The sequence below is a fragment of the Enterococcus sp. C46 genome (genome assembly GCF_040887565.1).
Taxonomy (GTDB): domain Bacteria; phylum Bacillota; class Bacilli; order Lactobacillales; family Enterococcaceae; genus Enterococcus_B; species Enterococcus_B lactis.
In genome coordinates this window covers 546,825-571,274 of the sequence record NZ_JBFOGA010000001.1, presented here as the reverse complement: position 1 = coordinate 571,274, position 24,450 = coordinate 546,825, and the positions used below count along the sequence as shown (strand labels likewise).

Below are 24,450 nucleotides of genomic sequence, written 5' to 3'. Positions count from 1 at the left end.
CGTGGAAAAAGAAACACAAAATGGAAAAGCCGCGGTTTTAGGGCTGCAGCATCTGTTAGCGATGTATGCAGGAGCAGTAGCGGTGCCTCTTTTGATCGGTACAGGACTAGGCTTTAATCAAGAACAGATGACTTACTTGATTTCAATTGATATCTTTATGTGTGGATTAGCAACATTATTGCAATTGACCGTTAACCGATTTTTCGGAATTGGCTTGCCTGTTGTTTTAGGATGTGCGATCCAAGCAGTAGCTCCGCTGATCTTGATCGGAACTAATGAAGGAGTAGGAGCTATTTATGGATCTATTATCGCTTCAGGTATCTTTGTTGTGTTAGTTTCAGGTATCTTTTCTAAAATCAAGAAATTATTCCCGCCTTTAGTAACAGGAACGGTTATCACCGTTATTGGTTTGACATTGATTCCAGTAGCAATTGAAAAAATGGGTGGCGGTAATGCAACAGCGGCTGATTTTGGTGACAAAACAAATCTACTACTTGCATTTGTGACGATTCTCCTCATTGTAGGTGTGCAAATGTTGGCAAAAGGGTTCATTCGTTCCATCGCGGTATTGATTGGTTTAGTCGGTGGAAGCATCTTAGCTGCTTTCATGGGAATGATCGATCTGAGTGCGATTGGAGATGCACCATTGTTCCATGTCCCACAACCCTTTTATTTTGGTAAGCCAACTTTTGATGTATGGTCGATTTTACTGATGATCATCATTTCTATGGTCAGTATGGTAGAATCAACGGGTGTATATTTTGCGCTTGGGGACATTACTGGAAAGAATGTTGGAGAAGAAGAATTGAAAAAAGGATATCGTGCAGAAGGACTTGCCGTTATCTTAGGCGGTATTTTCAATACATTCCCTTACACAGGCTTTTCTCAAAATGTCGGATTGGTTCAACTTTCGGGAATCAAAACGAGAAAACCTATTTACTTCTCTGCGTTCTTCTTGATTGTTTTAGGATTATTCCCTAAAATTGGTGCGTTAGCACAAATCATTCCTGAGCCGGTACTTGGTGGAGGAATGTTAGTCATGTTCGGGATGGTGGCAGTCCAAGGAATCCGTATGCTGTTGGAAGTTGATTTCAGTAATGATAAAAATCTATTGATTGTTGCTGTTTCTGTTGGATTTGGGCTAGGTTTCAATATTACGCCGACACTATTCAGTCAAATGCCTCAAACATTGCAAATGTTCACTGGCAATGGCATCGTAATGAGTAGTATTACGGCTATCATATTGAATCTGATCTTTAATGGTTTAAAAAAAGATGAAGAAATAGTAGAAGAAGCCTTCAAAAAATAATGAAGTAAAAGAAAAGTTGCGAAACCAGCGTTTTGAGTGAATATCGAGGGTCAGCTGTTTGAATACCATTTATACTAAAAAAAGGATGTGACATCACTTTTGTCACGTCCTTTTTTATGTATTGGATAAACACGAACAATAAAATGGTTTTCTTTATCAATATTCGAAATTTCTTTGACATCAAAAAATACGATTGTTAAAATATGGATGTAGAAAAACTGGGAGGAAAAACAATGACAGCAAAAATCTCTGTGATCATGGGGAGTACTTCAGATTGGGAAACAATGAAAGAAGCATGTCAAATATTGGAAGAATTCGGTGTGTCTTATGAAAAAAAAGTCGTTTCTGCTCATCGCACACCAGATTTGATGTTTGAATATGCACAAGGCGCTCGAGAAAAAGGAATCAAAATCATTATTGCAGGAGCAGGTGGAGCCGCCCATCTACCGGGGATGGTTGCGGCAAAAACAACTTTGCCGGTTATCGGCGTACCGGTCCAATCACGAACATTAAATGGTTTAGATTCGCTTCTGTCGATTGTTCAAATGCCTGGAGGCGTGCCTGTGGCTACTACGGCAATCGGAAAAGCTGGAGCAATTAATGCTGGACTACTTGCGATACAGATGCTTTCCATGTATGATTTAGAATTGGAGGCTAAATTGGCTGAAAGACGTTCAATGTTGGCTAAAACTGTTATAGAAAGTAGTGATCAACTTGGTTAAACCTTTGTTGCCTGGTTCAACGATCGGGATCGTCGGCGGCGGTCAATTAGGTCGTATGATGGCGATTAGTGCAAAAGAAATGGGCTTTAAAGTAGGTGTGCTGGATCCTGTAAGTGATTGTCCAGCCGCACAAGTTGCAGATTGGCACATTGAAAGTGTCTATGATGACACCTTTGCGCTGAAAGAGCTTGCTAGAAGAACAGATGTCATTACCTATGAATTTGAAAATGTCAGTGTAGAGGCGCTAAATGCGATCTTACCCATGTCATTTATTCCTCAAGGGACAGACTTGCTTGCGATTACGCAAGACCGCCTATTGGAAAAATCTTTTTTGGAAACGAACAACATCGTGATTGCTCCTTATGCAACGATCGTCAGTCCGACAGATATCCAAGATGCGATTGACGGGATCGGTTATCCCTGCGTTTTGAAAACCACTCGAGGCGGTTATGATGGCAAGGGGCAGTATGTTTTGAAAAGTCGTGCAGACTTGGCCCCTGCAATGGATCTTTTAAGAGAAGGAACCTGTGTTTTAGAAGCTTGGATCCCATTTGAAAAAGAGATTTCGATCATGGTAGCAGGAAATGGACAAGGAGATTTCACAACTTTTCCGGTCGTGGAAAATATCCATCGAAACAACATTCTGCACGAAACGATTGCTCCAGCTGCGATTGATCAGGATGTGATCGAGGAGGCTGAGCGTATTGCCCGTGTGATTGCAGAAGCAGTAAGTCTTTCAGGTGCTCTAGGGGTAGAAATGTTCTTAACAAAAACAGGCGGGTTATATGTGAATGAATTAGCCCCTCGTCCTCACAATTCTGGGCATTATTCTATCGAAGCTTGTTCTATGAGTCAGTTCGATGCCCATATTCGAGGTATTTGCGGCTGGCCATTAGGAGAAAAAGTGCGTCTGACAAGCAATGCAGTGATGGTCAATGTTTTGGGAGAACAACTGTTGGAAAGCTATCGCTTGATTGAGAATAAGCCAGACTGGCAATTCCATTTCTATGGAAAAAAACAAGCGAAAAAAGGTCGCAAGATGGGACATATCACTATCTTGACAGAAGACATCCAGCAAACGCTGGAAGAAATCAAACAAACGAATATTTGGGATTAGAGGAGAAAAAACATGTTAGAACGTTATACACGCCCTGAAATGGGGAATATCTGGACGGAAGAGAACAAATACCGTGCGTGGCTCGAAGTCGAGATTTTAGCAGATGAAGCTTGGGCAGAACTTGGTGAAATCCCACAAGAAGATGTGAAAAAAATCCGTGAACATGCATCATTTGATATCGATCGGATCTTGGAAATCGAAAAATCAACACGCCATGATGTCGTTGCTTTTACACGAGCAGTTTCTGAAACATTGGGAGAAGAAAGAAAATGGGTCCATTATGGTCTAACAAGTACGGATGTCGTAGATACTGCTTATGGCTATCTCATCAAGCAAGCAAATGATATATTACGGGAAGACCTGAAACGTTTTACAGAAATCATTGGCGAAAAAGCAAAAGAACACAAATATACAGTGATGATGGGTCGAACACACGGTGTCCATGCTGAACCAACTACTTTTGGATTGAAACTTGCCACATGGTATTCAGAAATGAAACGGAACATCGAACGATTCGAACATGCGGCAAAAGGAGTAGAAGTAGGAAAAATCTCAGGAGCAGTGGGGACGTTCGCAAATATCCCGCCATTTATTGAAGAGTATGTATGTAAACAATTGGGAATCCGTCCGCAAGAAATCTCTACTCAAGTTCTCCCTCGGGATCTACATGCTGAATATTTCTCAGCGATGGCGCTTATTGCTACAAGTATTGAACGCTTTGCAACAGAGATACGCGGATTGCAAAAGTCTGAAACACGTGAAGTAGAAGAGTTTTTTGCGAAAGGTCAAAAAGGTTCTTCTGCTATGCCACACAAAAGGAATCCAATCGGTTCAGAAAATATGGCTGGTCTAGCCAGAGTGGTGCGCGGACACATGGTCACTGCCTATGAAAATGTCACATTATGGCATGAAAGAGATATTTCTCATTCTTCAGCAGAGCGAATCATCTTGCCTGATACCACGATTTTATTGAATTACATGTTAAATCGTTTTGGCAATATCGTTAAAAATCTAACGGTCTTTCCTGAAAACATGAAGCGGAATATGTCTGCAACATTTGGTTTGATTTATAGCCAACGCGTTATGCTGAAATTGATCGATAAGGGAATGACAAGAGAAGAAGCTTATGATCTTGTTCAGCCAAAAACTGCGTATGCTTGGGACAACCAAGTTCAGTTCCGCCCGCTGTTAGAAGAAGATCCGACCATCACATCGGTCTTATCTAAAGAAGAAATAGACGATGCCTTTGATTATCATCATCATTTGAAAAACGTTGACGTGATATTCAAACGAGTAGGTTTGGAATAAAGAAGAGTGAGTTGCAAAATTTAATTAGAATAGAATAGCAAAAATAACCAAAAAAGAAGCAGATCCGTTAGCGGTTCTGCTTCTTTTAGTTTATTATGTTTTCTTATCAATGATAGGAATAAAGCGACTACCTCTTTATATACAAAAAATAGAGGAATTAAGCGTAAATGGCTTGGCTATTATAACTAAAATGCTGGTTATGGAGATGTTGCAGCAAATTTTCGAGAAAAGTATATTCCATCTCTTGTCCATTAAATAAGATCTGGATACGATAGTGATTTTTGAAAAGTTTCTGCTCGTGGATCTGACTGATTAAAAGTTCGCCTTTGTGTTCTGTTCGATAACGAAAAGTCCTTTTACGGCATTCAGCGCAACGCTTAGCTGCTCGGCGGATTTTCCGAAAGGTATAAAAACTAGTATCTTTATTGCATAAATAAACGTCTTTGATCGACAACAAATCATTATATAGACAGGAACGTTCTTCAGCCGTTAACTCTGATAAAAAAAGCTGACCTTGTTTTATTGCATCTTCCATCGGCAAGTGCCTCCTCGATCCAGTTATCCAAATTTTTAGTTAATTTTAATATACCATCATTATATATAAATGTAAACGCTTGTTGATGAGGGGGATTTTGTACTTACAACAAAACACGAACATTAAAAGAATCTAATGCCTTTAATGTACATATTTATATTGATTTCTAAAAAGATGATTGTTAAAATTCAAAGTGAAAACACGAACAAAAATCGTTGTATTTGCTTTGAATGTAAATAAAAAGGAGAGTCGGACATGGAGAAAAAAGAACTTCTGTACGAAGGGAAAGCCAAAAAATTATATCTTACCTCTGATGAAAACTTGATTTGGGTAGAATACTTAGATCAGGCGACTGCGTTGAATGGCGCGAGGAAAGATCAGATAAGTGGGAAAGGAGAATTGAATAATCAAATCACAAGTACGATTTTCCGCTATCTGACCCAGCGAGGAATAAAAAATCATTTTATTGAACAATTATCTAAAACCGAACAATTAGTAAAAAAAGTACAAATCATCCCTCTGGAAGTGGTGATCCGAAATATTGCAGCAGGAAGTTTCTCAAAACGTCTAGGTGTTCCTGAAGGCAAAAAATTAATCAAGCCAATCGTTGAATTCTACTATAAGGATGATCAGTTGGATGATCCGTTTGTCAATGAAGAGCATATCTATTACTTGCAACTGGCAAAGCCGGAAGAAATCAGTGAGCTGAAAACCCAAGCATTAGCTATCAATAAAATTTTGATCGAATTATTCGCTAAGGTTGGTCTGGTTTTAGTAGATTTCAAGCTAGAGTTTGGTCGGTCGAATGAAAAAATATTACTTGCGGACGAAGTAACACCGGATACTTGCCGATTATGGGATGAACATACGAATGAACATATGGACAAAGACGTTTACCGCAGAGGCTTAGGTAATCTGATTCCAGTCTATCAAGAAGTATATAACCGTCTATCGGAACTAACTGAAGAAAAGGAGCGAGTATGATGTATTTCGTAAAAGTTTATGTAACCTATAAAGATTCAGTATTAGATCCTCAAGGAGAAGCAGTAAAAAAAGCAGTCCATCGTATGGGATATGAAACAATCGAAGATATCCGTATCGGAAAATACTTTGAGATACAACTTGCTGATACAGAAGAACCAATCGATACAGTGATTGAAACGATTTGTGATAAGTTGCTTGCAAATGTAAATATGGAAACATACCGATATGAAATCAAAAAAATGGAGGAAGTATAACATGAAATTTGCGGTCATCGTTTTTCCAGGTTCAAATTGTGACGCAGATATGTTATGGGCAGTTCGCGAGATCATGGGCGCTGATGCCGAATTTGTACGGCATGATGAGTCCTCTTTAGAAGGATTTGATGGGGTTTTACTGCCGGGAGGATTCTCCTATGGTGACTATTTGAGATGTGGTGCGATTGCTCGGTTTTCTACAATCATGGAAGAAGTGGTTCGTTTTGCTGAAGAAGGGAAACCCGTATTCGGTACATGTAATGGATTCCAGATATTGACAGAAGCTGGACTGTTGCCAGGTGTACTGAGACGAAATGAGTCTTTGCATTTTATTTGTAAAACTGTACCATTGAAAGTCAATCCTAAGACGGCCTTTACTTCAGAATATGAAGCAGATGAAATAATCTCTCTTCCAGTTGCTCATGGGGAAGGAAATTATTTCTGTGACGAAGAAACACTTGAAGACCTAAAGGAAAATAATCAGATCGTCTTTACTTATAATGACAACATCAACGGCAGCGTGGAAAACATTGCAGGGATTACGAATAAAGCGGGGAATGTGTTAGGAATGATGCCTCATCCAGAACGTGCAGTAGAAGACTTGCTAGGATCAGAAGATGGGAAACGATTCTTTGCTTCCATTTTAAAAAACTTCGGAAAGGTGACCGTATAGATGAAAACATTGAATGAACCGACAGCTGAAGAGATCAAGAAAAAAAAAATCTATGCCGAATGGGGATTGACTGATGAAGAATATCGAATAATCGAAGAAGATATCTTAGGAAGAATGCCTAATTATACGGAAACTGGACTGTTTTCTGTTATGTGGAGCGAACATTGTTCCTATAAAAATTCTAAACCGGTTCTACGCAAATTTCCTACTAGTGGACCTCATGTCTTGCAAGGCCCTGGAGAAGGCGCAGGCATCGTCGACATCGGTGATGGACTAGCAGTTGTCTTCAAAGCAGAAAGTCACAACCATCCCTCAGCCGTGGAGCCTTATGAAGGAGCTGCGACAGGAGTTGGCGGAATCATCAGAGATATTTTCAGCATGGGTGCTCATCCAATTGCGTTGCTAGATTCATTGAGATTCGGCGAATTAGATAATCCAAGAACAAAATATTTACTAGAAGAAGTAGTTGCAGGTATCGGCGGATACGGCAATTGTATCGGCATACCGACTGTAGGTGGCGAAATTGCATTTGATCCTTGTTATGAAGGAAATCCATTAGTCAATGCAATGTGTGTAGGTTTGATTGAACACAAAGATATCCAGAAAGGGCAAGCTGCTGGTGTCGGCAATTCGATCATGTATGTAGGAGCAAAAACAGGTCGCGACGGCATCCACGGCGCAACTTTTGCCTCAGAAGAATTTAGTCAAGAAGAAGAACAGCAACGTTCTGCTGTACAAGTAGGGGATCCTTTTATGGAAAAGCTACTGCTTGAAGCGTGTTTGGAATTAATCTTGCATCATTCGGATTCTCTAGTAGGTATACAGGATATGGGAGCAGCAGGACTTGTTTCATCTAGTGCGGAAATGGCTTCAAAAGCTGGTTCAGGACTTATATTGACATTAGACGAAGTCCCACAAAGAGAAACTGGAATGACGCCTTATGAAATGATGCTATCCGAATCACAAGAACGGATGTTGATTTGTGTCAAATCAGGAGAGGAGGAAAAAATCCAAGAACTATTTCAGAAGTATGATCTAGATGCAGTCACTATCGGTAAAGTAACAGACGACGGGCAATATCGTCTATATCATCAAGGGAAAGAAGTAGCGAATCTGCCAGTCGATGCGCTGGCTGAAGATGCGCCAGTCTATCATAAAGAGATGAAAGAACCAGCTCGAATCGCAGATTTTCAGCAGTTGGCTCCTTATCAGCCGGTTATTGAAGAACCTGGACAAGTATTGCTTGATCTGTTGCAACAACCGACGATTGCTTCGAAACGTTCAATCTACGAAACTTATGATTCACAAGTACAAACCAATACAGTGGTCTGTCCAGGAAGTGATGCGGCTGTGATGAGAGTCAGAGGGACGAATAAAGCATTAGCGATGACCACAGACTGCAATGCTCGCTATCTCTATTTGGATCCAAAAGTCGGAGGACAAATAGCAGTGGCAGAAGCAGCTAGAAATATCATTGCTAGCGGTGGTAGACCCTTGGCGATCACCGACTGCCTGAACTATGGTTCTCCTGATAAACCAGAAGTTTTTTGGGAATTATCGACTTCAGCTGACGGCATTGCTGCTGCGTGTGAAACGTTAGGAACTCCTGTTATTTCAGGAAATGTCTCTTTATATAATGAAACGGACGGTCAAGCAATCTATCCAACACCGATGATCGGTATGGTCGGATTGATCGAGGAACATGAACATATCACTACTCAAGAATTCAAAAAATCAGGGGATCTAATCTATATATTAGGCAAGACGTTTGCAGATTTTGATGGCAGTGAATTACAAAAGATGCAGCTTGGAAGAATCGAAGGGGTGATTCGAAACTTTGATCTAGCCGTTGAAAAGAAAAACCAGGAGTTAGTATTGACAGCCATCCAAAATGGATTGATTGAAAGTGCCCATGACTGTTCAGAAGGTGGTTTGGCAATTGCACTGGCAGAATCAGCTTTCAAATATCAGTTAGGTTTATCTGTGCAGTTTGGCTTGCCCTCTGCTCAATTGTTTGCAGAAACTCAATCAAGGTTTGTATTGACAGTTGCACCGGAAAACCAGACACGATTCGAAGAAATGATGGGAGATGCTGCTGTTTTAGCAGGTAAGGTGACGGATGAAGCGATAATCGAAATATCAGCAACTGACAGTCAAATCAAAATAGAAACAGCAGTAGCAAGAAAGTGCTGGGAGGATGCAATCGTATGTCTTATGAAGTGAAGAGTTTAAATGAAGAATGCGGAATCTTCGGTGTTTGGGGTCATCCAGACGCCGCTAGTGTGGCATACTTCGGGCTCCATAGTCTTCAGCATCGAGGACAAGAAGGTGCGGGTATCGTGTCCAATGATCGAGGGAAACTCATGGGTCATCGAGATCTGGGTCTACTTTCTGAGGTATTCAAAGATCAAAGAAAATTGCAGCAGTTAACAGGAGAAGCTGCAATCGGACATGTACGTTATGCAACAGCAGGCAATGGAAGTGTGGACAATATTCAGCCTTTTCTATTCAAATTTCATGATCAGTCGATCGGCTTAGCGCATAATGGTAACTTGATCAATGCTCGCTCCCTTAGAAAAGAGTTAGAGGAAAATGGGGCAATCTTCCATTCCAACTCCGATACGGAGATATTGATGCATTTGATCCGACGAAGTGAAGAAACAGATTTTTTAAATAAATTGAAAAGTGCTTTAAATGAAGTCAAAGGTGGCTTTGCCTATTTATTAATGACGGAAACGGCAATGATTGCCGCTTTGGACCCGAATGGTTTTCGTCCATTAGCAATCGGACAAATGAAAAACGGAGCATACGTGATTGCCTCGGAAACTTGTGCATTAGAAGTTATTGGGGCACGTTTTATAAGAGATGTCCAGCCTGGTGAGATAGTGATCATCAATGACGAAGGAATCCAGATTGATTGCTTTACGAAGGACACGCAGCTTTCTATTTGTTCGATGGAATATATCTATTTTGCCAGACCGGATTCAAATATCGCAGGGATCAATGTGCATACTGCCCGGAAAAATATGGGACGGAATTTAGCGAAAGAATCGCCAGTAAAAGCAGACATGGTCGTTGGTGTACCTAATTCTTCTTTGTCAGCCGCAAGTGGTTATGCAGAAGCTAGCGGTATCCCTTATGAAATTGGATTAGTAAAAAATCAATACATTGCCCGAACATTTATCCAGCCGACGCCAGAGCTAAGAGAGCAAGGTGTCCGAATGAAATTATCTGCTGTACGCGGGGTAGTGGAAGGGAAAAAGGTGATCATGGTTGATGATTCGATCGTTCGGGGCACGACAAGCAGACGGATCGTCCATCTTTTGAAAGAAGCAGGAGCAAAAGAAGTACATGTGAGGATTGCTTCTCCTCCTTTGAAATATCCATGTTTTTATGGGATTGATATTCAAACGCGTAAAGAACTCATTGCGGCCAATCATACGATTGATGAAATCAAAGAATGTATCGGTGCCGATTCTTTAGGTTTTTTAAGTGAAGAGGGTCTAATCGAATCGATCGGTCTGGAAAAAGATGCCCCGTATTCAGGATTGTGTATGGCTTATTTCAACGGAGATTATCCGACACCGTTATATGACTATGAAGAAAAATATCAGGAATCACTAAAAGAAAAAGTATCGTTCTTTTAAAAGCAGATCAAGAAGGGAGCATATGAAGCCAATGGCAAATGCATACGCAAAAGCTGGCGTAGATGTCGAAGCTGGATATGAAGTAGTAGAACGGATCAAGAAGCATGTCAAAAAAACGGAACGATTAGGTGTGATGGGCGCTATAGGAGGATTCGGCGGCTGTTTCGATTTATCGGTCTTTCAATTAAAAGAGCCAGTCCTTGTTTCGGGGACCGATGGTGTAGGGACGAAATTAGCAGTAGCAATCGAAGCGGACAAACACGACACGATCGGAATTGACTGCGTAGCGATGTGTGTCAATGATATCTTAGCACAAGGCGCAGAGCCGTTGTATTTCTTAGACTACTTAGCAACGGGGAAAAATGATCCGACACGTTTAGAAAATGTAGTAAAAGGTGTAGCGGATGGGTGTGTTCAAGGAAATATGGCACTGATTGGCGGAGAGACAGCTGAAATGCCCGGTATGTACTCTGGAAATGATTATGATCTAGCCGGATTTGCTGTAGGGATAGCTGAAAAATCTCAATTATTGACAGGAGAAACAATCAACCCAGGAGACGTGTTGCTTGGAATAGCATCTAGCGGAATCCATTCAAATGGGTACTCTCTTGTTCGCAAAATTTTCTTTGAGCAGCAGCAGTTTTCTTTATCATCAAAACTGCCAGAATTGAAAAAAACACTTGGCGAAGTATTACTTGAACCAACGAAAATCTATGTTTCTTCCTTGCTTCCCCTAATCAAAGAAAAGAAAATCAAAGGAGCTGCACATATCACCGGTGGAGGGTTTGTAGAAAATATCCCGCGAATGTTACCAGAATCTATGGCTGCTGAAATCAAACTTGGCACATGGCCGATTCTTCCGATCTTCGGCTGTTTACAAAAATATGGTGAGATTCCTATGATGGAGATGTATGAAATATTCAATATGGGCATTGGGATGGTCTTAGCAGTCGAGGAAGCAAAAGTAAAAGAAATCGTACACGAGATTGAGCAAGCTGGCGAAAAAGTTTATGAAATCGGGAAAGTGATCGCCAAAGAAAAACATCGTGTGGTGTTTACAGGAGAAGAACGATGAGAATCGCTGTTTTTGCTTCTGGAAACGGAAGCAACTTTCAAGCGCTAGCCGATTATTTATCAAAAAAAGGATTGGAAGCTTCGATTGACTGGTTGTTTTGTGATCAGCCTGCAGCATATGTTTTGAAACGTGCAGTCGCATTGGATGTACCGGCAGATTGTTTTTCACCTAAAGAATTTGAATCCAAAAAAGAGTATGAAGAAGCGATTTTGCATAAATTGAAAGAAAAAAAGATCGATTTGATTGTACTAGCTGGATACATGCGAATCATTGGACCAGTATTGCTGGAAAATTATGATAAAAGAATCATCAATATCCATCCATCTCTTTTACCTGCATTCCCTGGTTTGCATGGCATTCGTGATGCATTTGAAGCTGGAGTAAAAGAAACGGGTGTCACAATTCATTATACCGACCAAGGTGTAGATACTGGACCAATCATCCGACAGGAAAAAGTGAGGATCGAACAGGAGGACACGTTCGATTCTTTAGAAGAAAAAATCCATAGAGTAGAACATCGAATCTATCCAGAAGTGATTAGTGAAATTATTGAAAATGGAGGCTATCTGAAATGACAAGAGCATTGATCAGTGTATCAGATAAAACTGGGATTGTAGCATTTGCCCAAGGTTTGATTGAACAAGGAGTAGAAATCATTTCAACAGGAGGAACAAAGCATGCATTGGATCAAGCTGGAATCAAAACGCTTTCGATCGAAGAAGTGACAGGGTTTCCTGAAATGATGGATGGTCGTGTCAAAACACTTCATCCTAAAATCCATGGTGGTCTTTTAGGAAGACGCGATCTCCCTAGCCACATGGAGGCAATGGAGACGGAAAATATCCAACCAATCGACTTTGTTTGTGTCAATTTATATCCTTTCAAAGAAACGATTATGAAACAAGATGTCGAAATAGCAGAAGCTATTGAAAACATTGATATCGGTGGTCCTAGTATGCTCCGTAGTGCAGCAAAAAACCATGAATTTGTCACCGCTGTTGTTGATCCATCTGACTATGAAGAGGTACTTTCAGAATTACGTCAGTATGGGAATACTTCACTTTCTTTCAGACAAAAACTAGCGGCAAAAGTCTTTCGTCATACTGCTGCATATGATGCACTGATCGCTCAATACTTAACGGATTGGGTGGAAGAAAAAGAACCGGAAAAATTGACACTTACGTATGAACGAAAACAAACGCTTCGTTACGGTGAAAATAGTCATCAAGCCGCTGCCTTTTATCAGTCCGCTCTTCTGGAAAAATATTCGATCGCAGCAGCAAAACAACTCCATGGGAAAGAACTTTCTTATAATAATATCCGTGATGCGGATGCTGCGTTACGGATCATGAAGGAATATGACGAGCCAACGGTAGTCGCCTTGAAACACATGAATCCTTGCGGTATTGGGTCAGCATCTACGATTTTAGAAGCGTGGGAAGCAGCATATGAAGCAGATCCTGTTTCAATCTTTGGTGGGATCATCGTTTTGAATCGAGAAGTAGATCTGCCAACAGCAGAACAGATGCATAAGCTGTTTCTAGAAATCATTATTGCCCCTTCTTATACACAAGAAGCTTTGGAATTACTGCAAAAAAAGAAAAACATCCGATTACTGACAATAGACTTTGCGCAAGAAGAAAGTCAAAATCGAGAAGAAACGGTCTCAGTCTTAGGTGGACTTCTTGTACAAGATCAAGATCTGGCAATGGAAAACGAAGAAGCGTGGAAAGTCGTGACAAAACGTAAGCCAACTCCAGCAGAAGTAAAAGCATTGGCGTTTGCTTGGAAAGCTGTCAAACATGTGAAATCTAATGCGATCGTGGTGGCAAACGAACGTCAGACAGTAGGAATCGGAGCCGGGCAGATGAATCGAGTCGGTTCAGTAAAAATTGCGATTGAACAAGCGCAAGAGAAAATGGAAGGTGTAGTTTTAGCTAGCGATGCTTATTTCCCAATGGATGATTCAGTTGAATATGCAGCCAAACATGGTATAAAAGCAATCATTCAGCCAGGCGGAAGTATCAAAGATCAAGATTCTATTGATATGGCGAATAAATACGATCTAGCAATGGTCTTTACTGATGTTCGGCATTTTAGACATTAGAGAGGAGTCGGATAAATGAACATTTTGGTGATCGGTGCAGGTGGTCGTGAACATGCAATAAGTAAAAAACTTTTAGACAGTCCGAAGGTGGATACTGTGTATTGTGCGCCAGGAAATCCTGGAATGGCAAAGGATGGCATCAATTGTGTCGCTATCAGTGATCAAGATCATTCAGCATTAATTCATTTTGTTAAGAAAGAGGCTATTGATTGGAGTATCGTTGGTCCTGAAGTTCCTTTATTAAATGGAATCGTCGATGATTTTATGGCGGAAGGATTGAAAATCTTCGGTCCGACAAAAGCAGCAGCTCTGATTGAAGGTTCGAAAAGTTTTGCTAAACAATTGATGGAGACGTATCAAATCCCGACAGCTAAATCCAGAAGTTTTGAATGTTACGAAAAAGCAGCAGCGTATATCAAAGAAAACGGTGCGCCAATCGTAGTGAAAGCGGATGGCTTAGCAGCTGGAAAAGGTGTAGTCGTGGCTACAACAGTGAAGGAAGCGCTGGATGCGGCAGAACAAATGTTGAACCAGCATCGATTTGGGAACAGCAGCAAAAAAATCGTCGTAGAAGAGTTTTTGGCAGGAGAAGAATTCTCCCTTTTGGCGTTTGTCCGTGATACCAAGGTGTATCCGATGGTCATTTCGCAAGATCATAAGCGGGCATTTGATAACGATAAAGGGCCAAATACAGGGGGGATGGGAGCTTATTCACCAGTACCGCAAATTCCAAAAAAGATGATTGAAAAAGCTGTGGAAGAAGTTTTGAAACCAGCGGCTTTAGGAATGAAAGAACTAGGACGCTCTTTCACGGGTGTTTTATATGCGGGTTTGATTGCTACGAAGGAAGGACCAAAAGTGATCGAATTTAATGCTCGTTTCGGTGATCCTGAAACGCAAGTCGTTCTTTCTCGGTTGAAGAGTGACTTTGCGCAAGTAATCGATGATTTATTAGAGAATCGTGCAGTAGAGTTAAAGTGGCAGCAAGAAGGATACAATGTAGGTGTTGTGGTGGCAGCTGCCGGTTACCCCGAAGAATATGAGACAGGAATGGTTCTACCAGATTTTCTGGAAGAAGAGCTTTCTGTTTACTATGCTGGAGTTTCCTCAAATAACGGCAAACTAGTTGGAGCAGGAGGTCGTCTTTATTTAGTAGAAGCATATGGTGAGACGATCAAAGAAGCACAGGAAAAAATCTACACCGCGTTAATGGATAAAACGACAGATGGAACATTTTATCGTACAGATATTGGAGAAAAAGCTGCCAATAGCGAACTGGTCGTGAAGTAAATCAGCTGCTTCCATTTATAAAAAAATACAACAAATATAGTCGGAAGTGTCGATTTTAGTGAAGCCTTTTCATAAAGAGTGTGGTACACTTTTGTTGTGTATATAAATAAGGAGGAGTTCAGATGAAAAAAATTCAATTAGGTACTTCTGACCAGAAAGTAGCTGCAGTGATCTTAGGCTGTATGCGTATCAACAATGCGGAAGATCCAGTAAAAGTGATTGAGACAGCTTATGAAAACGGCATTGATTTTTTTGACCATGCAGATATTTATGGGAACGGTGAATGTGAAGAAATCTTTGCAGATGCTCTAGCAAAAACATCAATCAAACGAGAAGATCTTTTTATTCAAACAAAATGTGGAATCGTTCCAGGTGTGATGTTTGATTTTTCTAAAAAACATATCATTGAATCTGTGGAAAAAAGTTTGACCCGTCTGAAAATGGATTATGTGGATGCTTTACTTCTTCATCGTCCAGATACATTGGTAGAACCAGAAGAGGTAGCTGAAGCATTTGATGAATTGGAACGATCAGGTAAAGTCCGTTATTTTGGTGTCAGCAATCAAAAACCAATGCAAATCGAATTGCTGAAAAAATATGTTCGTCAACCATTAGTAGCTAATCAGCTGCAATTTGGCTTGAAACATACTGGAATGATCGATCAAGGGATTCATGTCAATATGACAGATGAAGCAAGTATCGACCATGATGGTAGTGTACTTGATTATTCCCGTTTGCATGATATGACGATCCAAGCGTGGTCGCCATACCAGTATGGATTTTTTGAAGGTGTATTTATCGGGAACGAAAAATTTCCTGAATTAAACCAAACATTAGAAGAACTAGCAGCTAAATATCAAACGACACCAACTGGCTTGGCTTCTGCTTGGATTTTGCGCCATCCAGCCAATATGCAAGTAATCGCCGGTACGATGAACGTAGGGCGAATCAAGGAAATCGCTCAAGCATCAGAAATTAATATGTCTCGGGAAGATTGGTACGAATTGTACCGTGCTGCTGGAAACATTTTACCTTAAAAGTTGTCATGCAGGTGAACGGTGCGATCAATTAAAAAGGCGGAATATCTTGAAAGCTATTTTCAGCTTCGAGATATTCCGTCTTTTTTTAATTACAACGGGAAAGAGTATCACTGTACGGATTTTATTTATTATTTATTTTTGTTTTCAAGGAAAATCTGTGTCCGATATTCTTTTGGGGAAATCCCTTGTTTTTTCTTAAATAAATAACTGAAATAGTTAGGGTCATTATAACCAATCTCAAAAGCAATATCTGAGATACGATAGTCTGATTGCTGTAATAATTTTTTTGCTAATTCGATTCTTTGTTCTGTCAGATAATCGATGAATGTTTGGTTAAACGATTGAGAAAAAATCGTACTGAAATGAGAGGGGCTTAATGCAACTTGTTGAGCGACCCAAGTTAAGGACGTATCTGGATCGGTAAAATTTTCTTTGATAAAATCCAATGCATGGTTCAAAATTGGCTGATATTTGTTCCTTGAAGGCTGTGAGGGCAGAGCAGTTAAGAAAGAAATGAACATATAAACAGTCGAACGGTAAAGCGAATCGTCGGCGCTGATTGCTAAGCGTTGACTGGTGGATGTGCAATGAACCATTTCTTGCGGGATTTCCTTTTCTTTCAGGCAGACATGCTGGAGTAGCTTAGTCAAGACAAATAAACGATATAATCGTGTTCGAGTTGGTGTGCCTTGTGGTTTCGTCAAGTGTTCGATGTACTTAGATACTTCGTTTTTCGATAATGAAGACAAATCAAGTGAGAGATCAAAGTAAAAGACAGAATCAACTGGAAGTTTCGCTTCTTTAATCAAATCCTCATAGCTGATAATTTGATCTTTAAGGGAACTGGCAGTTTCAAGTATCATCTGCGTGATCTCGAAAGATGCAGGTAATTCGCTGATTCTTTCTGCGACAGGACCGATGGCGACAGAAAAATTATTTTTTTGTCCCTTCTCTAATTCATGGACCAACGTTTGGGCTACCTGATAACTGGTCTCGATTACATTTTCTTCAAGAGGATCAACTATTAAAAATTTAATGAATCGCGAGGAAACAGCAGAAAAAATCACTTGTTGATTCTCCCTAAATAAAAACTTCAAATAATCACTGAGATGAGCGTAATCTTCAAAGTCTGTACTGACTTGGTTTGCTGCTAATAATACGGTCATTTTTTTCCCTGCTAAAGAGCGATTGAAAGATTCAGCAAGTTTCAATGTTTCACTGATTGTAAGTGAGCCTTTGAACAAACCGTTCAAGAAATGATTTTTTTTCAATTCGAAAACAAGGTCAGAAGAAGGGAGCGTTTCTTTTTGCTGCAAGTCTAAAGCAGTCACTGCTTTTTCTATTGCTTGTTTCAATTCGTTGCTTTTAATTGGTTTAAGTAGATAATCATCTGCCTGTACTTGGATTGCCCCTTTCATATAATCGAAATCGTCGAATCCGCTAATAAATATGAGGCGAGTCCAAGGAAGCAGTTTCCTTGCTTCTTTTGAAAAAGTCAAACCGTCCATGAATGGCATTTGGATATCAGTCAGAATGATATCGGGCTGTAAGTCGATAATCGAAGACAGTGCCATCTCACCATCTCCAGCTTCCCCGACATATGTGATTGGATAATATGAACCAAGGGCAGTTATTTGTTCCCGTAAGTTATTGCGAATGAGGTATTCGTCTTCGATGATAAAAACTTTATACATATTTGTTTCCTCCAATTGTTTTGGGAGATATAGGAATCGTCAGTGTGACAGTTGTCCCTTCTCGGTATTTGCTGTCAATCGTGATAGGTTTTTGATTATTTCCGTAATAGAGAAGGAGACGCTTGTTTACGTTGTAAAGCCCGTAGCCGATACTGAAATCTGAATCGATCCCTTTGGCTAACTCTTTACGTATTTCTGCTAGTTTTTCTGCAGGAATGCCAATACCGTTGTCTATGACTTTGAATTGGATCATTTCGTCGATTTTGCATGCAGTAATACGAATAAATCCTTTGTGACGAACATACTTTGTTCCATGGTACACAGCATTTTCGATCAATGGTTGCAAAATCATCTTTAAAATAGAAACAGGAAAAAGTGTTTCTGGTATATCGATCTTATAGTCAAGCATATGTCTATATCTTATTTTTAAAATGACCAAATAATCATTGATATGGCTGATTTCCTTTTCAAGAGGAATCCAGTCTTGTCCTTTGCTTAAAGACGTACGAAAAAAGCCGGAAAGTGCATGGGTCATAGTCAGAGCTTCTTCAAAGCAGTCTTGTTCGATCAAAGAAATGATGGCATCCAAACTGTTATAAATAAAATGGGGAGTAATCTGAGCTTGCAATACACGAACTTCACTTTGTGCTAAATGGTATTGTTTCAAAGCGTTTTCCCGTAAAGACTGGTTTAGTTCTTCCGCCATTTTGTTCATACTAGCGGTAAGTGTCTGTAGTTCTTGTGTTTCTGGCATGTTTAAACGAAATCCAAGATTTCCTGAAGAAAGCTGTTCGGACATTGTGATCAGCTGATTGATCGGCTCTTGGACCTTTTGTTCTAAAAAGCGACGATTCTTTTTCGCATAGAAAAAAATAGTACTAAGAACCCCCAATTCTACTATTGTTAATAAAATGAGTGAGCGGACAAGCGTCGTATTTTTTTGACTTGCTAAGTCGATTTCCACACGAACAAAGTCCTGTAAAATATCTGACAGTAGTTGAGTGACAGAATCTACCTGATTGATGATCTGTTCATTGGTATCCATAAAATCTTCTGCCAAGATATGATGAATGAGCTCAGTTTGATAATCTTCCAATGTATCGATCGTACGTAACGATACATCTAACGTACTAATTTCTTTAAGTGTATTGGTATTATTTTTGATCTCTCGAATGTCATTCCTAAGTTCTTCTAGGATATTTTCCTTATTGAACTCATCTACGGTTACTTGGCCAGAAATCAAGTCCCACATACTTTCCAAAACTTTTTGATCAACCTTCAAAGCAATTGCATCTGCTTTTTGGATATTTGCGATCGTCTGTTGATAAATCAAAAGCTGTTGCGAATATAACAGTATGCTCAGTAGCAAAGGGATAACAGCAAATAGAAGCATGGCTTTGTTTGCTTGGGCAAAAATCTGTTTTATGCTTAAATTTTTTGTCATGATACTTCTCCAGTCAATAATTTCTGGTTGGGATGTTAGCTATATTCTGTTGGGAAAAGACAGTCTCGGAAATAAAAATATCTTTAGGTAGTGTTTTTCCTGTTTGAAGATTTCCAAAATAACGAGTAACGGTATTGGCTACATACCAGCCGACATCAGGTTTACACTCGACTACGCAATTGACGATTCCTGAGCGTAGATTCTCGATCATATCTTCTTGTCCATCAATCGTTACAATGATCAAATCTTCTCCAGGTTTGATTGATGTTTCTTTTATCGCAGCTAAAGCACCGTGAGTCATTTCATCACTATGGCTGTATAATACATCGATTTCGGATAAATCATTTGTTTCTAAATATCGTTTCATCTGGTCTTTTCCTTTCATCCGAATAAAATCACCGACAATTCGGTGAACAATAGTCATTGGAGGTTTATGGTCAATAGTTCCATCTTTTTTTAGGGTTGGTTTACGATTGATTGATTCCAAAAATCCTTCGGAGCGTAGCTTGGTCGGTGTGGAGTTCTCTGAACCAGCAAGTTCTAGGATTCTGATTTCCTGTTTCTTTGAATTTGTGAAGTGATTGCTGACAAATAAACCCGCCCGATTTCCTTCTGCTTTGAAACTGGGGCCGATGTGGGTGACGAAAAGTTCGGGATCATTCGTTTGAATATGTCTGTCGACAAGTATGACAGGGATCTCTGCTCGCTTTGCTTCTTTTAATACAGAGTCCCACCCGGATTCTTGCAAAGGAGTAAAAATGATCATATCCACTTTATAGGCAATGAACGTCCGTATATCTTGGATTTGCCGTTCCTGATTCATGTAGCCATTTCGGTAGAGAACTTGGTAATCTTCTTTTTCAAGCGCAGTGATAATTGATTCAGTATGCTTTTTCCGCCAGCTACTCTCCGTTCCTGATTGCGAAAAACCAACGACTAGTGGGTCAGGTGCTTCCTTTGTATTAGGTGTACACCCCATCATTTGGTAAGCGATTACAATAAGGGCTAAAAAAAATAAAACACGTTTCACTTTAGATCACTCCATCTGGATTTGTTAGTACTATCTTATCAGATAAAGGAGAAAATCAAAGTCAAAAGGAATTAATCGAAAAAAATCCAAGAAACTTAAAAAAATCCAAGACAAAAAAAGAACACCTAAAAAATTTAAAGTAAATCCCATAAAAAAATCAATGTTAACGCTTTCTTTATTAGCTATACTCGGTGTATCAATTGGAATGGGGGATAAAAAATGAAAAACAAATTTAGAAAGATTCTTGGGAGTATCGCTATTTTGACCGCAAGCATTCTATTAAGTGCGTGTGGCAATTCAGGATCTGCAGATGATAGTACGGGGTATGTAGGAATCGCTATGCCGACCAAATCAGCAGAAAGATGGATCGCTGATGGGAACAACATGGTCTCAGAATTAGAAAAACTGGGTTATAAAACAGATCTTCAATACGGAGAAGATAAAGTAGAAAATCAAGTAGCGCAAATCGAAAATATGATTACAAAAGGGGTAGATACACTTGTGATTGCTTCTATCGATGGTTCAGCTTTAACTGATGTGTTAGCTAAAGCAAAAGAAGCAGATATCAAGGTAATCGCCTATGATCGTTTACTGATGAATTCAGAAAATGTCGATTACTACGCGACTTTTGATAATTTTGGAGTAGGTGTATCGCAAGCAGCTTATATTGAAGAGCACTTAGGATTGAAAGAAGGAAAAGGGCCATTCACGATTGAATTATTTGGTGGCTCGCCTGACGACAACAATGCACTAATTAATTACAACGGAGTGATGTCTGTTTTACAACCATATATGGACAACGGTCAGTTGATCGTGCCATCTGGACAGACGAGTTTCAGTCAAATCGCTACGCTTCGCTGGGATGGTTCTACGGCGCAAGCAAGGATGGATAATCTGTTAAGCGCAAATTATACTGACCAAACATTGGATGCTGTTTTGTCGCCATATGATCCAATAAGTTTAGGAATCATTTCGTCATTAAAAGGCGTGGGGTATGGGAGTGAAAGTAAACCTTTACCTGTGATTACTGGACAAGATGCGACAGTTGCTGGCGTCAAATCGATCATGGCCGGGGAACAAACACAAACGATCTTTAAAGACACACGTATCTTAGCAAAAAATACGATTGAAATGATCAAAGCAATCAGTGATGGAGAAGAGGTTCCGGTCAATGATACTGAGACTTATGATAATGGGGTGAAAACTGTTCCTACGTATTTAGCAAATACAGTATCTGTCGATAAAGATAATTATCAAGCAGAGCTGATCGACACAGATTATTATAAAGAATCCGATCTGAAAAATTGAGAGGAACCAAACAAGGAACTAAAGAGATCTAAGTCAGAGAGAGGATAAGAATTATGGCGGATTGTATTTTAAAAATGGCAGATATCACCAAAAAATTTTCTGGAATCCGAGCGTTAGATTGCGTGAATCTGATGATTGAGCGTGGGGAAATCCATGCATTGTGCGGAGAAAACGGAGCGGGAAAATCAACATTGATGAATGTCTTGAGCGGCTTGTATCCATATGGCTCCTATGACGGGGAAATCTTTTATGATGGAAAGCTGTGTCAATTCAAAGATTTGAAAGATAGTGAAGAAAAAGGCATCGTCATCATTCATCAAGAATTAGCATTAAGTCCTTATCTTTCAGTAAAAGAGAATATTTTTCTCGGAAATGAACAAGCAGAAAGAGGCGTGATTGATTGGGAACTGACAGAAAAGAAAACGTATGAATTGCTGAACAAAGTCGGTTTGTCTATCGACCCGAATCTTCTAGTATCCCAGATTGGCGTAGGGCAACAGCAACTAGTTGAAATAGCTAAAGCATTATCAAAATCCGTCCGTCTATTGATTTTGGATGAGCCTACCGCTGCATTGAATGAAGAAGAAAGCGCGAATTTGCTGAGATTGATCCGAGAGCTGAAAGAGCAGGGTGTAACCTCCATCATTATTTCACATAAGCTGAATGAAATCGTGGATATCGCAGATCGAATCACCATTTTACGGGATGGACAGACGATTGAGACGCTAGAAAATGAAATGATCAGCGAAGAGCGTATTATTCGCGGGATGGTGGGCAGAGATTTAGTTGATCGTTATCCTGAAAGAAAACCGGATATTGGAGAAGTTTATTTTAAAGTAGAAGACTGGACGGTCTATCACCCTCTTGATCAGGAGCGAATCATAAACGACCATATCAACTTGCATTTGAAAAAAGGAGAGATTGTAGGAATAGCTGGGCTGATGGGAGCGGGCAGAACTGAATTCGCTATGAGTCTATTTGGACATTCTTATGGAAGCAAGATATCCGGACGTATATCAAAGGAAGGGGCAGAGATATCAGTTAAGACCGTTCCTTCAGCCATTGCAAACGGACTCGCTTATGTCTCGGAGGACCGAAAATCTTTAGGACTGAATCTGCTGATGGATATTCGGGAAAACGTGACGCTGAGCAGTTTGGATAAAATAAGTCAAAAAGGAGTATTAGATAAAGAAAAAGAAGTAACTGAGGCAGAAAATTTCCGGAAAAAGATGCGTATAAAAACAAACTCCATCCATCAAATTGTCAGTAGTCTTAGTGGTGGGAATCAACAAAAAGTCGTTTTATCCAAGTGGCTGATGACACAACCCGATATTCTTTTTTTAGATGAGCCAACCCGTGGGATAGACGTTGGGGCAAAATATGAGATCTACACGATTATCGAAGAAATGGCAGCAAACGGCAAAGCTGTCTGTCTTATCTCTTCTGAACTTCCTGAAATCTTAGGAATGTGTGATCGAATCTATACGATGAACGAAGGACGTATTACAGGAGAAGTCTCGCGAGAAGAGGCAGATCAGGAAGTCTTGATGAAATTAATGACGAAAGAAGAGGTGGGGTAAGTTGGAACAAGCAAAAAATCTTACGGATAAAAAAGAGAAAAAACTAAATTTGAAAAGTAGAGCAGCTGATCTTTTTGGTCGCTACAGCATGGTGATCATTTTAGCGGGACTACTTATTGCGTTTCAATTGATGACAGATGGTATTTTCTGGCGTCCATTGAATATAACTAACCTTGTTTTGCAAAATAGTCATATATTAGTACTAGCTGCAGGGATGTTATTAGTTGTGCTCTTAGGTCATGTGGATTTGTCGGTAGGGTCAGTGATGGCGTTTGTTGGTGCAATTGCGGGCATGATGATGGTCAATTGCCAAATGAACCCGTGGGTGACAGTCATCACATGTCTTGCAGTAGGCGGGCTGATCGGCGCATGGCAAGGTTTTTGGATAGCTTATGCTGGGATACCGGCGTTTATCGTGACTTTAGCAGGATTGCTGATGTTTCGTGGACTGACACAAGTTGTTCTAGGAGGCCAATCTCTGGCACCTTTTCCAGCTGTTTTCCAAAAAATGTCTACGGGTTATTTACCAGACTTAAGCGAAGGAAGTAGCCTTCACTTCTTGACATTGATTTTAGGAATGATCATCACCATCGTGTTAGTTGTTGGGCAATGGCGAACAAGAAATCGTCGGAAAAATCATTTATTTGAAGTGGAATCTCCAACAGCTTTCTTGGTAAAGGCGGTATTTACAGCAGTCGTTGTACTAGGGATAACTTATATCCTTGCCTCTTATCAAGGATATCCGATCATTTTGATCATTCTCGGTTTGATCGTCGCAGCATATGGGTTTTTGACAAATAAAACAGTAGCAGGTCGCCAGATTTATGCGACGGGCGGAAATCGAAAAGCGGCTGAACTATCAGGAATCAAAACAAAGCGGATCACGTTCTGGGTTTTCGTCAACATGGGAGTCATGGCAGCTTTAGCTGGATTAGTATTAGCAGCTCGGTTAAATGCGGCGACACCTCAAGCGGGTACTTCGATGGAACTAGATGCGATGGCGGCAGTATATTTTGGCGGTGCTTCGACATCCGGCGGCATCGGAACGATTATGGGGGCGATTGTCGGTGGCTTGGTCATGGGTGTATTGAACAATGGCATGTCGATTTTAGGCGTTGGGGTAGATTGGCAGCAGGCGATCAAAGGGTTGATCTTGCTTTTAGCCGTTGTATTAGACTTGTATAACAAGAAAAAACGGACAACGTAGGAGAACATCGTTTATTCAGAAAAAAGACTGTGACAAGACATTTGTCACAGCCTTTTTTTTCGCTAAAAGCGAACATTCATTGCTTCGTTTGTATAGACTAAAAATAATGTATGTTTTTTTACCATT

21 protein-coding genes are annotated in these 24,450 nt (G+C 40.1%); 17 read left to right on the top strand and 4 right to left on the bottom strand.

Annotated elements, in window-relative coordinates:
- Position 1 precedes the first annotated feature (1 nt).
- From AB3I27_RS02795 to purB, 4 genes are all read left to right on the top strand, one after another.
- Positions 2 to 1,309, top strand: a complete 1,308-nt coding sequence (locus AB3I27_RS02795) for a nucleobase:cation symporter-2 family protein (protein WP_002292241.1) — start codon at positions 2 to 4, stop codon at positions 1,307 to 1,309.
- Positions 1,310 to 1,542: 233 nt separating this feature from the next.
- A complete protein-coding gene (gene purE / locus AB3I27_RS02790) occupies positions 1,543 to 2,031 on the top strand; it encodes a 5-(carboxyamino)imidazole ribonucleotide mutase (RefSeq protein WP_002309494.1) in 489 nt (162 codons plus the stop codon).
- Complete coding sequence (purK, locus tag AB3I27_RS02785; protein ID WP_002309493.1) at positions 2,024 to 3,148, top strand: 5-(carboxyamino)imidazole ribonucleotide synthase; 1,125 nt, start codon at positions 2,024 to 2,026, stop codon at positions 3,146 to 3,148. The genes purE and purK overlap by 8 nt, the downstream gene beginning before the upstream one ends.
- Before the next feature lie 12 nt (positions 3,149 to 3,160).
- On the top strand, positions 3,161 to 4,456 hold the full coding sequence (gene purB, locus AB3I27_RS02780; protein WP_368022895.1) for an adenylosuccinate lyase: 1,296 nt from the start codon (positions 3,161 to 3,163) through the stop codon (positions 4,454 to 4,456).
- Between the two features lie 157 nt (positions 4,457 to 4,613).
- Here the strand turns inward: purB and AB3I27_RS02775 are convergent, their stop codons facing one another.
- A complete protein-coding gene (locus AB3I27_RS02775) occupies positions 4,614 to 4,991 on the bottom strand; it encodes a hypothetical protein (RefSeq protein WP_002309492.1) in 378 nt (125 codons plus the stop codon).
- Between the two features lie 255 nt (positions 4,992 to 5,246).
- Between AB3I27_RS02775 and purC the strand changes: the two genes are divergently transcribed.
- The 10 genes from purC (at position 5,247) to AB3I27_RS02725 (ending at position 16,058) form a co-directional block, all read left to right on the top strand.
- Entirely contained in the window at positions 5,247 to 5,975 is a 729-nt protein-coding gene (gene purC / locus AB3I27_RS02770) for a phosphoribosylaminoimidazolesuccinocarboxamide synthase (RefSeq protein ID WP_002313847.1), read from the top strand.
- Positions 5,975 to 6,229 carry a phosphoribosylformylglycinamidine synthase subunit PurS gene (gene purS, locus AB3I27_RS02765; RefSeq protein ID WP_002309490.1) on the top strand — a complete coding sequence of 85 codons (255 nt, stop codon included), beginning with the start codon at positions 5,975 to 5,977 and terminating at the stop codon, positions 6,227 to 6,229. The genes purC and purS overlap by 1 nt, the downstream gene beginning before the upstream one ends.
- Before the next feature lies 1 nt (position 6,230).
- Positions 6,231 to 6,902 (top strand): phosphoribosylformylglycinamidine synthase subunit PurQ, encoded by a 672-nt coding sequence (purQ, locus tag AB3I27_RS02760; protein WP_002335014.1) that lies wholly within the window; start codon positions 6,231 to 6,233, stop codon positions 6,900 to 6,902.
- A complete protein-coding gene (gene purL, locus AB3I27_RS02755) occupies positions 6,903 to 9,125 on the top strand; it encodes a phosphoribosylformylglycinamidine synthase subunit PurL (RefSeq protein WP_368022894.1) in 2,223 nt (740 codons plus the stop codon). It begins immediately after the preceding gene.
- The gene (gene purF, locus AB3I27_RS02750; RefSeq protein ID WP_002309482.1) at positions 9,110 to 10,549 is read left to right on the top strand and encodes an amidophosphoribosyltransferase; all 1,440 of its coding nucleotides are present in this window, start codon (positions 9,110 to 9,112) and stop codon (positions 10,547 to 10,549) included. Before purL ends, purF begins: the two co-directional genes overlap by 16 nt.
- 22 nt (positions 10,550 to 10,571) lie before the next feature.
- Complete coding sequence (gene purM, locus AB3I27_RS02745; RefSeq protein WP_002309480.1) at positions 10,572 to 11,624, top strand: phosphoribosylformylglycinamidine cyclo-ligase; 1,053 nt, start codon at positions 10,572 to 10,574, stop codon at positions 11,622 to 11,624.
- A complete protein-coding gene (gene purN, locus AB3I27_RS02740; RefSeq protein WP_104760405.1) occupies positions 11,621 to 12,199 on the top strand; it encodes a phosphoribosylglycinamide formyltransferase in 579 nt (192 codons plus the stop codon). Before purM ends, purN begins: the two co-directional genes overlap by 4 nt.
- Entirely contained in the window at positions 12,196 to 13,731 is a 1,536-nt protein-coding gene (purH, locus tag AB3I27_RS02735) for a bifunctional phosphoribosylaminoimidazolecarboxamide formyltransferase/IMP cyclohydrolase (protein ID WP_104760406.1), read from the top strand. The genes purN and purH overlap by 4 nt, the downstream gene beginning before the upstream one ends.
- Positions 13,732 to 13,746: 15 nt before the next feature.
- Positions 13,747 to 15,021: a phosphoribosylamine--glycine ligase gene (gene purD, locus AB3I27_RS02730; protein ID WP_002309475.1), complete on the top strand. Its 1,275-nt coding sequence runs from the start codon at positions 13,747 to 13,749 to the stop codon at positions 15,019 to 15,021.
- A gap of 122 nt (positions 15,022 to 15,143) precedes the next feature.
- A complete protein-coding gene (locus AB3I27_RS02725; RefSeq protein ID WP_002309474.1) occupies positions 15,144 to 16,058 on the top strand; it encodes an aldo/keto reductase family oxidoreductase in 915 nt (304 codons plus the stop codon).
- Between the two features lie 131 nt (positions 16,059 to 16,189).
- Here AB3I27_RS02725 and AB3I27_RS02720 read toward each other — a convergent pair whose 3' ends face one another.
- The 3 genes from AB3I27_RS02720 to AB3I27_RS02710 are packed head-to-tail and all read right to left on the bottom strand — an operon-like array spanning position 16,190 to position 20,229.
- A complete protein-coding gene (locus tag AB3I27_RS02720) occupies positions 16,190 to 17,755 on the bottom strand; it encodes a response regulator (RefSeq protein ID WP_104760408.1) in 1,566 nt (521 codons plus the stop codon).
- Positions 17,748 to 19,199 (bottom strand): sensor histidine kinase, encoded by a 1,452-nt coding sequence (locus AB3I27_RS02715; RefSeq protein ID WP_002345067.1) that lies wholly within the window; start codon positions 19,197 to 19,199, stop codon positions 17,748 to 17,750. Before AB3I27_RS02715 ends, AB3I27_RS02720 begins: the two co-directional genes overlap by 8 nt.
- Before the next feature lie 13 nt (positions 19,200 to 19,212).
- Positions 19,213 to 20,229: an ABC transporter substrate-binding protein gene (locus AB3I27_RS02710; RefSeq protein ID WP_073490568.1), complete on the bottom strand. Its 1,017-nt coding sequence runs from the start codon at positions 20,227 to 20,229 to the stop codon at positions 19,213 to 19,215.
- A 219-nt stretch (positions 20,230 to 20,448) separates the two neighbouring features.
- On the opposite strand from AB3I27_RS02710, the gene chvE reads away from it, so the two are divergent.
- Genes chvE through mmsB form a run of 3 tightly spaced genes read left to right on the top strand, consistent with a single transcriptional unit; the run spans position 20,449 to position 24,324 of the window.
- Complete coding sequence (gene chvE / locus AB3I27_RS02705; protein ID WP_002309470.1) at positions 20,449 to 21,537, top strand: multiple monosaccharide ABC transporter substrate-binding protein; 1,089 nt, start codon at positions 20,449 to 20,451, stop codon at positions 21,535 to 21,537.
- A 53-nt stretch (positions 21,538 to 21,590) separates the two neighbouring features.
- Positions 21,591 to 23,117 carry a multiple monosaccharide ABC transporter ATP-binding protein gene (gene mmsA / locus AB3I27_RS02700; protein WP_002309469.1) on the top strand — a complete coding sequence of 509 codons (1,527 nt, stop codon included), beginning with the start codon at positions 21,591 to 21,593 and terminating at the stop codon, positions 23,115 to 23,117.
- A gap of 1 nt (position 23,118) precedes the next feature.
- The gene (gene mmsB / locus AB3I27_RS02695; RefSeq protein ID WP_104760409.1) at positions 23,119 to 24,324 is read left to right on the top strand and encodes a multiple monosaccharide ABC transporter permease; all 1,206 of its coding nucleotides are present in this window, start codon (positions 23,119 to 23,121) and stop codon (positions 24,322 to 24,324) included.
- The last annotated feature ends 126 nt before the right edge of the window (positions 24,325 to 24,450 follow it).

Coding starts and splice junctions, on each gene's coding strand:
- purE (WP_002309494.1), top strand. CDS start 1,543: ATGACAGCAAAAATCTCTGTGATCATGGGGAGTACTTCAGATTGGGAA.
- purB (WP_368022895.1), top strand. CDS start 3,161: ATGTTAGAACGTTATACACGCCCTGAAATGGGGAATATCTGGACGGAA.
- AB3I27_RS02775 (WP_002309492.1), bottom strand. CDS start 4,991: ATGGAAGATGCAATAAAACAAGGTCAGCTTTTTTTATCAGAGTTAACG.
- purC (WP_002313847.1), top strand. CDS start 5,247: ATGGAGAAAAAAGAACTTCTGTACGAAGGGAAAGCCAAAAAATTATAT.
- purS (WP_002309490.1), top strand. CDS start 5,975: ATGTATTTCGTAAAAGTTTATGTAACCTATAAAGATTCAGTATTAGAT.
- purQ (WP_002335014.1), top strand. CDS start 6,231: ATGAAATTTGCGGTCATCGTTTTTCCAGGTTCAAATTGTGACGCAGAT.
- purL (WP_368022894.1), top strand. CDS start 6,903: ATGAAAACATTGAATGAACCGACAGCTGAAGAGATCAAGAAAAAAAAA.
- purF (WP_002309482.1), top strand. CDS start 9,110: ATGTCTTATGAAGTGAAGAGTTTAAATGAAGAATGCGGAATCTTCGGT.
- purM (WP_002309480.1), top strand. CDS start 10,572: ATGAAGCCAATGGCAAATGCATACGCAAAAGCTGGCGTAGATGTCGAA.
- purN (WP_104760405.1), top strand. CDS start 11,621: ATGAGAATCGCTGTTTTTGCTTCTGGAAACGGAAGCAACTTTCAAGCG.
- purH (WP_104760406.1), top strand. CDS start 12,196: ATGACAAGAGCATTGATCAGTGTATCAGATAAAACTGGGATTGTAGCA.
- purD (WP_002309475.1), top strand. CDS start 13,747: ATGAACATTTTGGTGATCGGTGCAGGTGGTCGTGAACATGCAATAAGT.
- AB3I27_RS02725 (WP_002309474.1), top strand. CDS start 15,144: ATGAAAAAAATTCAATTAGGTACTTCTGACCAGAAAGTAGCTGCAGTG.
- AB3I27_RS02720 (WP_104760408.1), bottom strand. CDS start 17,755: ATGTATAAAGTTTTTATCATCGAAGACGAATACCTCATTCGCAATAAC.
- AB3I27_RS02715 (WP_002345067.1), bottom strand. CDS start 19,199: ATGACAAAAAATTTAAGCATAAAACAGATTTTTGCCCAAGCAAACAAA.
- chvE (WP_002309470.1), top strand. CDS start 20,449: ATGAAAAACAAATTTAGAAAGATTCTTGGGAGTATCGCTATTTTGACC.
- mmsA (WP_002309469.1), top strand. CDS start 21,591: ATGGCGGATTGTATTTTAAAAATGGCAGATATCACCAAAAAATTTTCT.